Raw genomic sequence first — 14,841 nt, 5'->3', positions numbered from 1 at the left:
AAAAGTTACACATGACTCACGATTTTTCCCGACGCACCCTAGCAAAGGGTGCCGCTTGGGCAGCACCTGCTGTTGTGGCAGCTGCTGCCATTCCTGCGTATGCAGCTTCACCGACCTGCCCTGACGACATTGATGCTCAGGTCGATACGGTATTCCAGATTCGCCTGGCCTACCTGCCCAGCCTGACCAATACCACCATCCGCCTTTGGTACACCGCCGAAGTGCACGTCAATGGTGCGCTAAGCCTTTCTAACCTTAAGATTCAGACCACTAACGGTGGCGCTCTAGATGTTTCCGATCTACCCTTCGGCTTCGAGTTTGCTCAGCGTAATGTTGACACCTCTGAAGCTATTAACCGGACCTTGGGCGGAACTGTTGTTCGCGGCCTCCAGATTCCTACCAGGACCTCCGCAAACGGTCGTTGGAATACTCGTACTGGCGAGCCGAGTGCTACCCCCACTCCGATGAACGTGGATGACCCCAATGCTATCAATCAGCGTGACGTCTCCCATGGTTCCTCTTACGTCACTATCTACTCCGCTGATGGTCGTTACAACAACCTGGGCGCCGGCGAGTTCGGTGAAGAGACCGGTGTTGCCGAGGGTAACCACCTCAAGTGGATTTTCGTCATCAAGCCCAAGACTGATGCTACCAGCTCCGCAGCGCAGACCTCTCTCATTAACTCCCACTGGCGTAATGGCGGGTATGCTGGTGGCCGCATCTACACCTCTCTAGGTGTTCGCCCCATTGGCTTCCTGCCCCCCAGCTTCGACGAGGTCCGCGCCTCCGTTGGCTCCTCTGTTGACGAGGCCTGCCTGCTGACCGCCTACACCAAGCGCGTTGATATCTGGAACAACAGCAACGAGCGCTTTGCCGGTGCTACCATCAAGTTCTCTGGCTGGGCTCATGATGCCAGTGGTGACGTTAAGGCCGTTACCTACTCCGGTAAAGACTACGTCTGGTCCCACGAGATTGGTAACTTTATGGCTCTGCCGACCGCAGGTCTGAACGGTGACCGTTTTAACGCTCGTTACAGCAATGCCCGCGAATTCTTCGGCAGTGCTCTGGGTGGTCTGACTCAGGGTTACAATACTGGAGTGGGTAAGGAATTCACTTACCATGACGGTATCTGGTAAAGATTACCGCTAGCTTTCAGGAGCTACTGCTAGGTAACTAGCTCAAGGGGGTAGGGTTCTTAGGGACCTACCCCTTCTCTATATTCTTGAGATCAGGTTATGGCACACCTGATCTTTTCTTTTACCCAAAATTTTTAGTTTCCGTTTTAAATTTACTAGTCGGTAAACTTAAGAATGAGATAAATGTAACCTTGATGCCCCTCTGGGGACTTGCAGGATTTTTGTGCTAGTACGGCTGTTATCATATTTGGCTTTGACTAGGTGAAACTTCCCGCTTGTCCCCAGGGTGGTTGGTCTTGTCCTCATATTTATGGATAATATTTCAACAGCAATAGCGAAGGATCCCTGCTAGATTTTGAAATGCAAGAAAAAATCATCCAGGTAATTCATTTCTGAATCACACACCTTTAGATTGGATTTCTTATGAAGAAAACCCTATCCGCCGCAGCTCTCGGCGCCCTTGTAGCTACCGGTTTGGCCACAGCTCCCGCACAGGCAGCTCCCGCTCCCACTTCCGTTGACGTCTACACGAACGCCACCTCCTTCGCCCCGGTGCCCGGTCTGGCAACTATCGGCCAGCTCTATATCGGCAACTCCGGATCCGCCTCTGGCAACCTGCCTGGTGGAACCCGCTTCTACGTTACCGTTGAAGACATGAGCGGTGCCCCCGTCAAGCACACCTCCCTGACTCTGACCACCCCCACTTCAACCAAGATGAAGATTGCTCGCGTTAACTCCCATACCTTCATGGTGACCCTGCGCGGTGAGCTTGGCCCCGGTGAGCAGGTTCGCCTTGACTGGGCCCACGGACACTATCTTAACCACTCCAAGCGCAACAAGATTGTTGTCACCACCGACTACATCCCCAACAGCGCTCAGGACACCAACCCGGCCAACAACAGCAGCGTCTACGACAACTACGGCTTCGGTATCTAACGCCGATAATCTCCCCCTAGTGGGCTCACTGGGCTCCGAGTGCTGGAAGCACCCGGAGCCCACTTTTGTCTAAAGTCACAACTTCTTGACTTCTGCGGGGTTAGCCAGGGCACCTAACGGGTCTATATACTTAATTGCGACTGGCAGACTACTCAAAACGCAGCGTCTGCCCCGATAACGGGGCAGAAACTGATCGCCGGGTAGCTCGTAGTAACGAGAGTGCGGCTGCTCTCTACTCTCCACCGCCCAAACCGTGGGCGGTCTACCGGAGGCCAGACCACCAGAACAATGGCACACCCACACCCGTGGGAAACGCTCAGCGCACCACCGTATATGCGTTACGAGCCGTGCCAACCGCTAAAGAAAAGGAATACGAACTGTGGCAAACCACAACCGTACCCGCCGTACCGTGCGTCAGTCACGTGCCCTCGGCATCGCACTGACCCCCAAGGCAGAAAAGTACCTCGAGCGTCGTCCTTACGGCCCCGGCCAGCACGGCCGCAGCCGCAAGAAGGCTGACTCAAACTACGCCGTACAGCTGCGCGAGAAGCAGCGTCTGCGCGCACAGTACAACATCCGTGAAGCACAGATGCGCCGCGCCTACCTCGAAGCAAAGCGCATCGAAGGCCAGACCGGTAAGAACCTGGTCGAGATCCTCGAAACCCGTCTCGACGCCCTCGTCCTGCGCTCAGGTTTCGCTCGCACCATCGCACAGGCACGTCAGCTCGTCGTACACCGCCACATCATGGTAGACGGTATTCGCGTTGACCGCCCTTCCTTCCGCGTCAAGCCCGGCCAGCTCATCCACGTTCACCCCAAGTCAGAGAAGATGGCACCCTTCCAGGTTGCAGCCACCGGCGCACACCAGGATGTCCTGCCCGACACCCCTGCCTACCTGAACGTAGAGATCGAGAAGCTCCACGCAAAGCTCGAGCGAGCACCCAAGCGTGAAGAAATCCCCGTGACCTGCGAAGAGCAGCTCGTGGTTGAATACTACTCACGCCTGGCCTAATCACGCCAAGCTTAACCAGCCCGCTCACCTGCACCCACACGGGAACAGGGGAGCGGGCTGGCTCCTTAATGCCGTGTAAAGTAAGATTGTTATCAAATCGTGTCCTTCAACAGCCGGGTGACTCGGCAGAAAGCAGGAAAGCCATGAGTGGAGCAGATATCGCGGGCCTCATAGCCGCAGGCGTATTCGCGATCCTCGTAGCCCTGCTAGCCCTGCCCATCATCAAACTCGGCAAGGTCTTCGACGAACTCACCACAACCATCCGGTCCCTCAATAATGAAACCACCCCCCTCATCGGTGAAGTCACCAAAACCGTTGCCAGCACCAACGCCCAGATCGAAAAGGTCGATAACATCACCAGCAACGTTTCTGACGCCTCAGCAAACGTTTCCGCCCTCTCATCACTGGTCACCTCAACCGTAGGTCAGCCCCTCATCAAGGTCGCAGCCTTCTCCCATGGCATCCGCAAAGCAGTCAAGGGGGACGGCACCACTGCGACCGGTTCACGCCCGGCAACCTCAACCACCGCAGGGCAGGAGCGCCCCGGAACCTCACCCGAAGGTCACTAAATGGGACTGCTCAAAAACGTACTCCTCATAGCGGGCGGAGCCGCCGCAGGCTACCTAGCCACGCGCACCCGTACCTCAGCACCGGCATCCACCGACCTTGAAGTCTCAGCGAACCACCCCCTGCAGCGGTTCACAGCAGAAGGTAGCACCATGGCTCAATTCTTTGACTCAAAATACGGCGCCCCCTTCAAGGGTGCAGCCCTCAAGGCCATCAGCTTCGCCGCAACCGTCAAAGCGGGCATGGACGAAAAAGAAGCAGAACTCAAAGACCGCTTCGACGCCCAGATCAAGGACGCTCGCCCCGGCTCCCTCAACACCTGGCAGCAGGGGAGCGAGCCTCAGCACCTAGCGGGCAACCAGCTCATCGAATCTGTTGCCCTGCCCCCGGCCGGAAGCCTGGCAGAACGAGAAGCCGACATCAGACGCCGCCTAGAGCGCGATGCCGAACTCGGCAAAGACTTCTTCGCATAAGCGAACCACTCCAAGATTTACCACCAACCGAAGGAAGAAAGCCTCAATGCTCTCACAGGAAATCTCAAAGCGCTGGATCGAATTCTTCGAAAAGCGCGGGCACACCGTAGTACCCTCAGCGTCACTGGTTTCACACGAACCCGGCGCCATGTTCACCATCGCGGGCATGGTCCCCTTCATCCCCTACTTCCTGGGCCGCGAAACCCCCAAGTTCTCCCGCGCGGTGAGCGTGCAGAAGTGCATCCGCACCCTTGACATCGACGAGGTTGGCAAGAGCGCCCGCCACGGCACCTTCTTCCAGATGGCCGGTAACTTCTCCTTCGGCGACTACTTCAAGAAGGAAGTCATTCCCTGGGCCTACGAGCTGCTGACCTCTTCAATCGAAGACGGCGGCTACGGCCTCGACCCCGAACGTCTCTGGGTTACCGTCTACGAGGGCGACGACGAAGCCTACAATATCTGGGTCAACGACGTGAAGTTCCCCGCCGAACGCATCCAGAAGATGGGCATGGCCGAGAACTACTGGTCCACCGGCCAGCCCGGGCCCGCAGGCCCCGACTCAGAAATCTTCTATGACCGCGGCCCCGAATACGGTAAGGAAGGCGGCCCCGCAGCCGACGACGACCGCTACATCGAAATCTGGAACCTGGTCTTCATGCAGTACCAGCGTGGCGAAGGTACCGGCAAGGACAGCTTCGAGATTCTGGGTAACCTGCCCAAGAAGAACATCGACACCGGCCTGGGCGTAGAGCGCCTGGCCATGCTGCTACAGGACGTAGAGAATTTCTACGAAACCGACCAGGTACGCCCCGTCCTCGATGCCGCAGCCAAGCTCTCCGGTAAGAAGTACCACGGCTCTGAAAACGCAAACGACGAAGGCTACGAAGACGACGTGCGCATGCGCGTGGTGGCTGACCACATCCGCTCCTCCCTCATGCTTATTGCAGACGGTGTAACCCCCTCCAACGAGGGCCGCGGCTACATCCTGCGCCGTCTCATGCGCCGCGCTATCCGCGCCATGCGCCTGCTGGGCGTCACCGAGCACTGCCTGCCCGTCCTCTTCCCCGCCTCCAAGGACGCCATGGCCGGCGCCTACCCCTACGTTGTCGAAGACTTCGAGCGTATCTCCCGCATCGCCTACGCCGAAGAGAAGGCCTTCCTCAAGACCATCGAGTCAGGCACCACCCGCCTGGAAGAAGCTGTTGCTTCAGCAAAGGCAGCCGGTAAGGGTGAAGTCTCAGGTGCAGACGCCTTCGCCCTGCACGATACCTACGGTTTCCCCATCGACCTGACTCTCGAAATGGCTGAAGAAGCTGGCGTGAAGGTCGACGAAGCCCAGTTCCGTGCCCTCATGGAAGAACAGCGCCACCGCGCCCAGGCCGACGCTAAGGCTAAGAAGGGCAGCATGGCCGATCTCTCCGTCTTCCGCGAACTGGCCGACGAACGCGGCTCCATCTTCACCGGCTACGACGAACTGCGGACTGAAACCACCCTGCACGCCATCCTGGTCGACGGTGTTTCTGTACCCGCCGCGTCCGCAGGTCAGAAGGTTGAAATCGTACTCGACGAAACCCCCTTCTACGCTGAGGCTGGCGGCCAGGCCGCTGACACCGGCGTTATCACCGGTAACGGCTTCACCATTGACGTGTCAGACGTCCAGCAGCCGGTCAAGGGTCTCTCAGTGCACCGCGCAGTTGTGCGCGAGGGCGAGGTTGTAGCCGGCACTCCCGTTATTGCCCAGGTGGACGTACAGCGCCGCCAGGACGGCGAAAAGGCCCACTCCGGCACCCATATCATCCACGCAGCCCTACACCAGGTACTCGGTAACGAAGCAACCCAGCGAGGCTCCTTCAACAAGGAAGGCTACCTGCGCTTCGACTTCGCTTGGGGCGAGGGTCTCTCCGATGCTGCCAAGCAGGAAGTCGAAGAGGTAGCTAACACCGCTATCCGCGACAACTTCCAGACCATTACCCGCGAAATGCCGCTGGACGAGGCCAAGAAGCTTGGTGCCATGAGCCTCTTCGGCGAAAAGTACGGCGACACCGTGCGCGTGGTCGAAATGGGCGGCAACTTCTCCCGCGAACTTTGCGGTGGTACCCACGTCGGTTCAACCGCTCAGATTGGTTCTCTGACCCTGCTCACTGAGCAGTCCGTCGGCTCGGGCAACCGCCGCGTTGAAGCCCTGGTCGGCCTGGATTCCTTCAACCACCTGGCTGCCGAGCGTACCCTGGTCAACCAGCTGACCGGTTTGATGAAGGTGCAGTCCTCCACTGAACTGCCCGAAAAGATCAACCAGACCCTGGCCAAGCTCAAGGAAGCCGAGAAGGAACTGGCTAAGCTGCGCAAGGAAAAGCTGCAGGCTGAGGCCGGTAAGCTGACCGAAACCGCCCAGATGGTGGGTTCCGTCCGCACCCTGCTCCACAACGCAGGGGAACTGGACGCCAATGCCGTACGCGAGCTCGCCCTTGACCTGCGCTCACGCCTGGGTGAGGACGCTGCTACCGTAGCTGTTGCCGGTGTGAACAACGGACGTCCGGTTATTCTGGTTGCCACCAACCAGGCCGCCCGTAATGCCGGTGTTAAGGCGGGCGCCCTCGTCCGCATTGCAGCTGGCGTGCTCGGCGGCGGCGGTGGCGGTAAGGACGACGTCGCCCGGGGCGGCGGTAAGGACGCCACCAAGATTGACGAAGCCTTCACCGCTATCCGATCCACCATTTCAGAGCTGAGAGCCTAACCCAGTGACCTTCACCAGAGGCCGCCGCATGGGAGTCGACGTGGGCAATGCTCGCGTCGGCCTGGCCCTGTGCGACCCCGACGGCATACTCGCTACGCCCCTCAAGACCCTCCGCCGCGATTTGAAAAAGAACTCAGACCGGCGGGTACTTCGCAAGCTCATTGAGGTTAACGAAGTCACCGAAGTCTTCGTGGGGCTGCCCAAGACCATGCGCGGGGGAGAGAGCCCCTCGACCCTCATGGCCCGCGAGTATGCCGAGGCCCTGGTGCAGGAACTTGCTGCTGACGATGCCTCCGTGCCCGTGTGGCTGGTCGATGAGCGACTCACCACGGTGAGCGCCCACCGCTCGCTCCACGAGGCCGGAGTATCGAGCAGAGAATTCAAAACTATGGTCGACCAGGTTGCTGCCGTCAATATCTTGCAGCATGCCGTCGACACCCTTAAAGCTGGCCAGCATCTGGCCGGTTACCGCGTTGAGCTCACGATCCCTCACGATGAGCTTGATTCCAGCACCTCCAACGACGAAACGGAGAACCCGAATGTCTGAGAACTCGAGTTCTAGCCGCCCGCCGCGCCGCCGCACCAAGAACCAGCAGACCGATCTTGACGGCCTGCTGGGCTCAACCGAAGACGGAGCTAACGGTGGGTTCTTCACCGCCGTCGACGAAGAGGAATACACCGCAGCAGACCGTGACCGCACCCGCCGTCGCTCCCGCAACTTTGTGATTTCCGCAGGCCTTGTATTTGCGGTAGCCCTGGTGCTGGTCGTATCGATTCTGGCCCCCCAGTACGGCTGGTTCGAACGTAAGGATTACGCGGGCGAGGGCAACGGCACCGAAGTCACCTTCACTATTCCCGAGGGCGCATCAGCTATTAGCATCGCTAACTCTTTGGAAGAGCAGGGCATCATTGCAAAAGCCGACCGTTTCTTGGAGGAATACTCCAATAACGGCCAGGGCCAGTTCTTCCAGCCCGGTGAGTACAAGATGCAGGAAGAAATGAGCAGCTCGTCTGCCCTCAGCGAGCTCCTGCGTTTTGACGAGGCCAACACCAACTATGTGGCTGTTGCCCGCACCTGGCGTATGGACAAGACCTTTGAAGCTCTGGCCACCGGTACCGGTATCAGCGCCCAGGAATTCAAGGCCCTGTCCACCGACCCCACCCGCTTTGGAATTCCGTCTAAGTTCCCCACCATCGAGGGCTTCCTCTTCCCCGGCGAATACCGCTTCCCCAAGGACGCCGGTGCTGAAGAGATTCTGCAGATGATGGTAGATAACACCTTCAAGGCCCTGGAAGAGGCCGGAGTATCTGGCGATGACCAGATCTTCCACGTCATCACCGTCGGCTCAATTCTTGAGTTTGAGGGCCGCGAGGCTGACTACTACCCGATTGCCGGTGCTATTGAGAACCGTCTGAACAACCCCGATGGTGAAACCAGCGGCTTCTTGCAGTCCGATGCAACCGTTGCCTACGGCCTGGGTATTCAGAGCTACCACATCTCTACCGAGCAGAAGCAGGACGCCAGCAACAAGTACAACACCTTCTACTACCAGGGCCTGCCCGTAGGCCCCATCGGTTCACCAGGCCTGGCTGCCATTAAGGCTGCGGCGAACCCCGAGAAGAACGACTACTACTTCTGGGTCACCGTTAACCTCTTCACCGGTGAAACCCTCTTCGCTAAGACCTACGAAGAGCACCTAAAGAATGTGGAAGTCTACAACGACTTCTGTGAAACTCACGAGGGTGTTTGCTCCTAATGAGTCAGCAGGTTACCGGGTGCCCCAAGGCTTTTGTCTTGGGGCACCCCATTAAGCACAGCAAGTCGCCCCTGCTCCACCGGGCCGCCTACCGGGCTCTTGGCATCGAGATGGCCTATGAGCGGCTAGGCACCCGCGAGGACCAGCTAGCCGACGTCTTTGCCCGCTACACCCCCGAGCAGGGCACCCGCGGCTTCTCAGTCACCATGCCCCTCAAATCAGCGGTCAAAGAGCACCTGGATTACCTGACCCTCTTTGCCCAAGCAGTGGGCGTTGTCAACACCGTCTACTGGCGGCACGATGCTGATGGTCAGCTGGCCTCCTGGGGCGACAACACCGACGTGTCGGGTATCGTCAATGCCCTGCGCCAGGCCGGCTTCGTCTGCAAGCCCGCACGTGCTGCGATTATTGGTGGCGGTGCCACCGCCACCGCAGCCCTTGCTGCCTTGCGCGCCATGGGGGCGGACGGCGTCCGTGTCTTTGTGCGCGACGCTAGCCGGGCTCAGGGGGTTGCGGACGCCTCCACCCGCCTGGGTCTGCACCTTGACTTTCTGCCGATTGGCAGCTTCGCAAAAAGCTATGCGGAGTTTGATGTAACCGTTTGTACCCTGCCCGCGGGAGCAGCCGACGGGCTACTGGCTACCGCAGAACAGGGTGAATCTGCGGGCTACCTGCTCGATGTCTCCTATGACCCCTGGCCCTCGGTTCTAGCGGGGGAGTGGGAAGCTCGCGGCGGTACCGTGACCAGCGGCCTTGAGATGCTGATGTACCAGGCGGTAGACCAGGTCAAGCTTTTTACCGGCCACGATAGGAGCCACCCCTTACCCCGGCAGGAAGAAGTGCTCACTGCCATGCGTCAGGCGGTAGGGCTACCTGTTACAGGCTTTGAACCCGAATCGGTGAACGAATCAGTCTGGCTCACACGCTGAGACTACTCGTACCGAATCGTGAAGTAGCGGTTTGCTATCGACCGCTATTTTTGGAAATCTTAGAACACAAGACCCACAGGCAAACGTAAAGAAGGTTAGAGATGCTACGTTGGCTCACAGCCGGTGAATCCCACGGCGAAGCCCTGGTAGGAATTATTGAAGGCGTACCGGCAGGTGTCGAACTCACCAGCGAGATGGTGCGCGATGCTCTAGCCCGCCGCCGCCTCGGCTACGGGCGTGGTGCCCGCATGAAGTTCGAAGAGGACCGCGTACGTATCCTCGGCGGTGTCCGCCACGGTAAAACCCAGGGCGGCCCCGTAGCTATCGAAATCGCCAACACCGAATGGCCCAAGTGGGTTGATGTGATGTCATCAGACCCCGTTGACCCTGCCCTAATTGAGGGGCGCGCCCGCAACGTAGCCCTGACCCGCCCCCGCCCCGGCCACGCAGACTTCGCCGGTATGCAGAAATACGGCTTCGACGAGTCCCGCCCCGTCCTTGAACGTGCCAGCGCCCGCGAAACCGCAACCCGCGTAGCCCTGGGCGTTGTTGCAGCTCAGATTCTCAAGGCTCTCGGCGTAGAGCTGGTCAGCCACACCACCGCTATCGCCGAGGTGGCAGCCCCCGCTGACGCCCCGCGTCCTACCCCTCGCGATGTTGCTGCCCTCGACGCCGATCCCCTGCGCTGCTTCGACGCCGCAGCCTCAGAAGCCATGGTCGCTACTGTCGATAGGGCTCACAAGGACGGCGAGACTCTGGGCGGCGTGGTAGAAGTTCTGGCCTACGGCCTTCCCCCGGGACTCGGATCCTACGTGCACTGGGACCGCCGTCTCGATGCCCGCCTGGCCGCAGCCCTCATGGGTATTCAGGCCATCAAGGGTGTAGAAGTAGGCGACGGCTTTGAAACCGCCAAGCGCCCCGGCACCCGTGCCCACGACGAAATCGTACCCGGTGAGCACGGCGTCCAGCGCGTCTCAAACCGCGCAGGTGGTATCGAAGGTGGCATGACCATCGGTGACTTGCTGCGTGTACGCGCCGCCATGAAGCCCATCGCCACCGTACCCAAGGCCCTAGCTACCATCGACACCTCCACCGGTGAAGTTGCCCGCGCCCACCACCAGCGCTCAGACGTCTGTGCTGTGCCCGCAGCCGGCGTTGTCGCAGAAGCCATGGTCGCCCTGGTGCTGGCAGAAGCAGCCCTCGAAAAGTTTGGCGGCGACTCCATCAGCGAAACCCGTCGCAACATGGACTCCTACCTGGCAGCCATCCCCGAATCCCTGGCTTGGGAGTCCAACGTAGCAGGGTGGGACGCCTAACCATGACCCCCCGATCACGTGACCACGCGATCGACATGACCGAGGTGCTCGCACCCAACCAGGTGCGCGAGGTGCAAGAAACCTATATCGAAAAATCCCGCCCGGTCGTGATCATCGGCCCCATGGCGGCGGGCAAATCGTACATAGGAACGCACCTCGCGCGCTTCTATGGCTACAAGTTCCTCGACTCTGACCACCTCATCGTCGAAAAATACGGTGAGGTGTCACAAATCTTTGCCGACTACGGCGAAGCTGAGTTCCGCCGTATCGAGGCCGATCTTATCCGCGAGGTACTCACCTCACCTGCCCGGCGCAACACCATCTTCTCCCTGGGCGGGGGAGCGCCCATGACGCCGGAGGTAGCCGACGTACTCAAAGACGAGACCGTTATCTATATCAAGGTTGACGCCGAAACCGTAGCCCCGCGCATCCAGAACAGCAAAACTCGGCCCCTGCTCCAGCCCAACCCGGTGCAAAAATGGATCGAGATATTCGAGGCACGGCAGGACCGCTATGAAGAGCTCGCCAGCTACACCCTTGACGCCCGCGGCGGCAGGGGAATAGCCGACATGGCAGCCGAAATTCAGAACTTCATCATCAAGAACCGAAAGGGTCAAGCGTGAGCGACCAGGCCACCACCGTCATACCCGTCACCGGCACCCAGCCTTCAGAAAACTACGACGTTTACGTAGGCCACAACCTGCTCGGTACCATCCCCGAGATCCTGGGCAACCGAACCCAGCGCATTCTCGTCATCCATCCCCGCGCCCTGCGCTCTACCGGTGAACTGGTGATGGAGCAGATGCGCACAGCGGGTTTTGAGGCCTACTCGGCAGAAATTCCGGACGCCGAAGAGGGCAAGCACATTCAGGTTGCTACTTTCTGCTGGCAGGTACTGGGCCAAAACGACTTCACCCGCACCGACGCGATTATTTCCGTAGGTGGCGGCGCCGTCACCGACCTTGCCGGCTTTGTGGCAGCCACCTGGCTGCGCGGCGTCCGCGTCATCCACATCCCCACCACCCTGCTGGGCATGGTGGACGCCGCAGTCGGCGGCAAGACCGGCATCAACACCGCAGAGGGCAAGAACCTGGTAGGGGTCTTCCACCCGCCCGCAGCCGTTCTCTGCGAACTGGGGGTGCTGCGCACCCTGCCGCAGCACGAGCTGCTCACCGGTATGGCCGAAGTGATTAAGTGCGGCTTCATCGCAGACCCGGTGATTCTCGACCTGATTGAAGCGAACCCCAGCAAGATTCGGGACTCCCAGTCTGAGGTAGTGAGGGAACTCATCGAGCGCTCTATTCGGGTTAAGGCTGAGGTGGTGTCTGAAGACCTGAAGGAGTCGGGCCGCCGCGAATTCCTAAACTACGGGCACACCCTGGGCCACGCCATCGAACACGCAGAACGCTACCAGTGGCGCCACGGGGCTGCTGTAGCGGTAGGCATGGTCTTCGCCGCAGAACTGTCCCTCGCCGCTGGCTACCTTGATGAGGCAACCGTCGAGCGAACTCGCGCTATCTGTACCGCCCTCGACCTGCCCACCACCTACCCGGCAGATCGCTGGCCCAAGCTGCTTGAAACCATGCGCCGCGACAAAAAGGCTCGCGGCAACATGCTGCGATTCGTCGTGCTGGAGAGCCTGGGCAAGCCCCGTATTTACGAGGTACCCGACGACTCGATTCTGTTTATGACCTACCAGGAAATTGCCAGCTAGGTGTGAAACTCGCTAACTAATAACGCAAAGCGGCGGGTGAGCCGGTAGACTGGTCTACGGTTTACCCCGCAACGCTTATTGAAAATTTCAGTTTAGAGGAGAGTCTGTTGGCTACTACCGCAGATATCAAGAACGGTGTCGTTCTCAAGATTGACGGCAACCTCTGGTCCGTCATCGAATTCCAGCACGTCAAGCCCGGCAAGGGCGGCGCTTTCGTCCGCACCAAGCTGCGCAACGTCACCTCAGGCAAGGTAGTTGATAAGACCTTCAACGCCGGCGCCAAGATTGAGACCGCAACCGTCGACCGCTCCGACTACCAGTACCTCTACCAGGACGGCACCGACTACGTCTTCATGGACCTGAAGACCTACGACCAGATCAACGTCTCTGAGGTCACCGTTGGCGACGCCGCCAAGTACATGCTCGAAAACCAGACCGCAACCATCGCCATGCACGAAGGTTCACCCCTCTACATCGAGCTCCCCGCCTCCGTCGTCCTTGAAATCACCTACACCGAGCCCGGTCTGCAGGGCGACCGCTCCACCGGCGGCACTAAGCCCGCAACCGTTGAGACCGGCGCCGAGATTCAGGTGCCCCTCTTCCTCGAAACCGGCACCAAGGTCAAGGTCGACACCCGCACCGGCGACTACCTCGGCCGCGTCAACGACTAAGTACCGTGAATTCAAGAACCAAAGCTAGACTTCGCGCCCTCGAAGTCCTGTTTGAGGCCGATCAGCGCGGCGATGATGTCATTGACGTCCTGATTCGCCGCCGCACCTACACCTCAGCGCAGATTTCGCTCTACTCCGAGCAGATTGTTCGTGGCGTACGCGACCACGACGAAGAGATTCGCGAGTACATCGAAACCTACGCCCAGGACTGGACCATGGACCGCATGCCCAGCGTGGACCGCGTGGCCCTGCGACTCGGTGCTTGGGAGCTCCTCTTCAATGACGAGATTCCCGATGCCGTAGCTATCTCAGAGGCTACCGGCCTGGTTCGCCTGCTGTCGACCGACGATTCACCCAAGTTTGTGAATGGCCTGCTCGACCGCCTGCGCCAGGTGAAGCCCACCCTGCTGGCCTAGGCCCATAGGTACCATTTAAATCAGAAAAACCCACCAACGAGGTGGGTTTTTCTGATTTAAATGGTACCTACTGAAAACTGTCTCAAATTCAGCCGCGGTGAGGGGTGGACGTGATACATTGAGGTGTGACAGCAACCTTTAAGTCCGTCCTGTGAGGCGGGGAAGGAGACCGGTACATGACCGATACCACAGGTGTACCCACCGACGTATCTGCAGGAGCCCACCGGGTCATCCTGGAGTCTGCCGACATCGAGCGAGCTCTTACTCGCATCGCCCACGAAATTCTTGAAGCCAACAAGGGCAGCGAGAACCTGGTTCTCCTGGGTATTCCGCGGCGAGGCTTCCCCCTAGCCCAGCGTCTGGCCGATAAAATTGCCCAGACCGATTCCGGCTTTAATCCTGCTTTTTCTCTGGGGCAGCTCGACATCACCATGTACCGTGATGACCTGCTTTCAAAACCGGGGCGGACGCCTGAGCCCACCCGCCTGCCCGCAGCAGGGATAGACGGCCGCACCGTCGTCCTCGTTGACGATGTACTTTTTTCAGGGCGCACCATCCGCGCCGCCCTCGATGCCCTCAAGGGCTACGGCCGCCCCGAAGCCGTCCGCCTCGCTGTGCTGGTTGACCGCGGCCACCGCCAGCTCCCCATCCGCGCAGATCACGTGGGAAAGAACCTGCCCACCAGCACCCATGAATCGGTGAAAGTGCTGCTCTCATCCATCGACGGTGAGGACGACAAGGTGATAATTTCCCAGCCCGCCCACTCCACCACCTCAGCCCAGGAAGGAGGGGAGTAGCCGTGCGTCACCTGCTCGATACCAAGAATCTCTCCCTTGACGACGCCCTCAACATTCTCGATACCGCCGACTACATGGGCGAGGTCGGCCAGCGCGAAGTCAAGAAACTCCCCGTGCTCCAGGGGCGCACCGTGGTCAACCTCTTCTTTGAAGACTCGACCCGCACCCGTCTGTCCTTCGAAGCTGCCGAAAAGCGCCTGTCTGCCGACATCATCAACTTCTCGGCCAAGGGCTCATCTGTCTCTAAGGGGGAGTCCCTCAAAGATACCGCCCAGACCCTGGCAGCTATCAACGCCGACGCCGTGGTGATTCGTCACAGCGCATCGGGTGCCCCCCAGCGTCTGGCTGAAGCTGGCTGGATTGACGTGCCCGTGCTTAACGCC

General features: G+C 59.5%; 15 protein-coding genes and 1 pseudogene. All 16 read left to right on the top strand.

Annotated elements, in window-relative coordinates:
• Positions 1–11: 11 nt before the first annotated feature.
• Positions 12–1,136 carry a hypothetical protein gene (locus E4U03_RS13345; RefSeq protein WP_228065899.1) on the top strand — a complete coding sequence of 375 codons (1,125 nt, stop codon included), beginning with the start codon at positions 12–14 and terminating at the stop codon, positions 1,134–1,136.
• 423 nt (positions 1,137–1,559) lie between these two features.
• Positions 1,560–2,072 carry a hypothetical protein gene (locus E4U03_RS05665; protein ID WP_135012308.1) on the top strand — a complete coding sequence of 171 codons (513 nt, stop codon included), beginning with the start codon at positions 1,560–1,562 and terminating at the stop codon, positions 2,070–2,072.
• Positions 2,073–2,451: 379 nt separating this feature from the next.
• On the top strand, positions 2,452–3,084 hold the full coding sequence (gene rpsD / locus E4U03_RS05660) for a 30S ribosomal protein S4 (protein ID WP_083091092.1): 633 nt from the start codon (positions 2,452–2,454) through the stop codon (positions 3,082–3,084).
• Between the two features lie 143 nt (positions 3,085–3,227).
• Complete coding sequence (locus tag E4U03_RS05655; RefSeq protein ID WP_135012306.1) at positions 3,228–3,653, top strand: DUF948 domain-containing protein; 426 nt, start codon at positions 3,228–3,230, stop codon at positions 3,651–3,653.
• Positions 3,654–4,124: a peptide chain release factor 4 gene (locus E4U03_RS05650; protein ID WP_135012304.1), complete on the top strand. Its 471-nt coding sequence runs from the start codon at positions 3,654–3,656 to the stop codon at positions 4,122–4,124.
• Between the two features lie 46 nt (positions 4,125–4,170).
• The gene (gene alaS, locus E4U03_RS05645; protein WP_135012302.1) at positions 4,171–6,858 is read left to right on the top strand and encodes an alanine--tRNA ligase; all 2,688 of its coding nucleotides are present in this window, start codon (positions 4,171–4,173) and stop codon (positions 6,856–6,858) included.
• Between the two features lie 28 nt (positions 6,859–6,886).
• A complete protein-coding gene (gene ruvX, locus E4U03_RS05640; protein ID WP_135012387.1) occupies positions 6,887–7,405 on the top strand; it encodes a Holliday junction resolvase RuvX in 519 nt (172 codons plus the stop codon).
• Positions 7,398–8,615: an endolytic transglycosylase MltG gene (mltG, locus tag E4U03_RS05635; RefSeq protein WP_135012300.1), complete on the top strand. Its 1,218-nt coding sequence runs from the start codon at positions 7,398–7,400 to the stop codon at positions 8,613–8,615. Before ruvX ends, mltG begins: the two co-directional genes overlap by 8 nt.
• Complete coding sequence (locus E4U03_RS05630; protein WP_135012298.1) at positions 8,615–9,544, top strand: shikimate dehydrogenase family protein; 930 nt, start codon at positions 8,615–8,617, stop codon at positions 9,542–9,544. The genes mltG and E4U03_RS05630 overlap by 1 nt, the downstream gene beginning before the upstream one ends.
• Before the next feature lie 101 nt (positions 9,545–9,645).
• On the top strand, positions 9,646–10,860 hold the full coding sequence (aroC, locus tag E4U03_RS05625; RefSeq protein WP_135012296.1) for a chorismate synthase: 1,215 nt from the start codon (positions 9,646–9,648) through the stop codon (positions 10,858–10,860).
• A gap of 2 nt (positions 10,861–10,862) precedes the next feature.
• The gene (locus tag E4U03_RS05620; protein WP_135012294.1) at positions 10,863–11,483 is read left to right on the top strand and encodes a shikimate kinase; all 621 of its coding nucleotides are present in this window, start codon (positions 10,863–10,865) and stop codon (positions 11,481–11,483) included.
• Positions 11,480–12,574, top strand: coding sequence for a 3-dehydroquinate synthase (gene aroB, locus E4U03_RS05615; protein WP_135012292.1), 1,095 nt, complete (start codon positions 11,480–11,482; stop codon positions 12,572–12,574). Before E4U03_RS05620 ends, aroB begins: the two co-directional genes overlap by 4 nt.
• Positions 12,575–12,681: 107 nt before the next feature.
• Positions 12,682–13,245, top strand: a complete 564-nt coding sequence (efp, locus tag E4U03_RS05610; RefSeq protein ID WP_135012290.1) for an elongation factor P — start codon at positions 12,682–12,684, stop codon at positions 13,243–13,245.
• A 5-nt stretch (positions 13,246–13,250) separates the two neighbouring features.
• On the top strand, positions 13,251–13,661 hold the full coding sequence (gene nusB, locus E4U03_RS05605; protein WP_135012288.1) for a transcription antitermination factor NusB: 411 nt from the start codon (positions 13,251–13,253) through the stop codon (positions 13,659–13,661).
• Between the two features lie 176 nt (positions 13,662–13,837).
• The gene (pyrR, locus tag E4U03_RS05600) at positions 13,838–14,458 is read left to right on the top strand and encodes a bifunctional pyr operon transcriptional regulator/uracil phosphoribosyltransferase PyrR (RefSeq protein WP_135012286.1); all 621 of its coding nucleotides are present in this window, start codon (positions 13,838–13,840) and stop codon (positions 14,456–14,458) included.
• Between the two features lie 2 nt (positions 14,459–14,460).
• A pseudogene (locus tag E4U03_RS05595) lies at positions 14,461–14,841 on the top strand (aspartate carbamoyltransferase); the annotation flags it as partial.

Origin of the sequence: Rothia nasimurium (genome assembly GCF_004569295.1) — a bacterium.
Taxonomy (GTDB): domain Bacteria; phylum Actinomycetota; class Actinomycetes; order Actinomycetales; family Micrococcaceae; genus Rothia; species Rothia nasimurium_B.
Note: the sequence above shows the minus strand (reverse complement) of the source record. Positions and strands in the feature narration are given on the sequence as shown.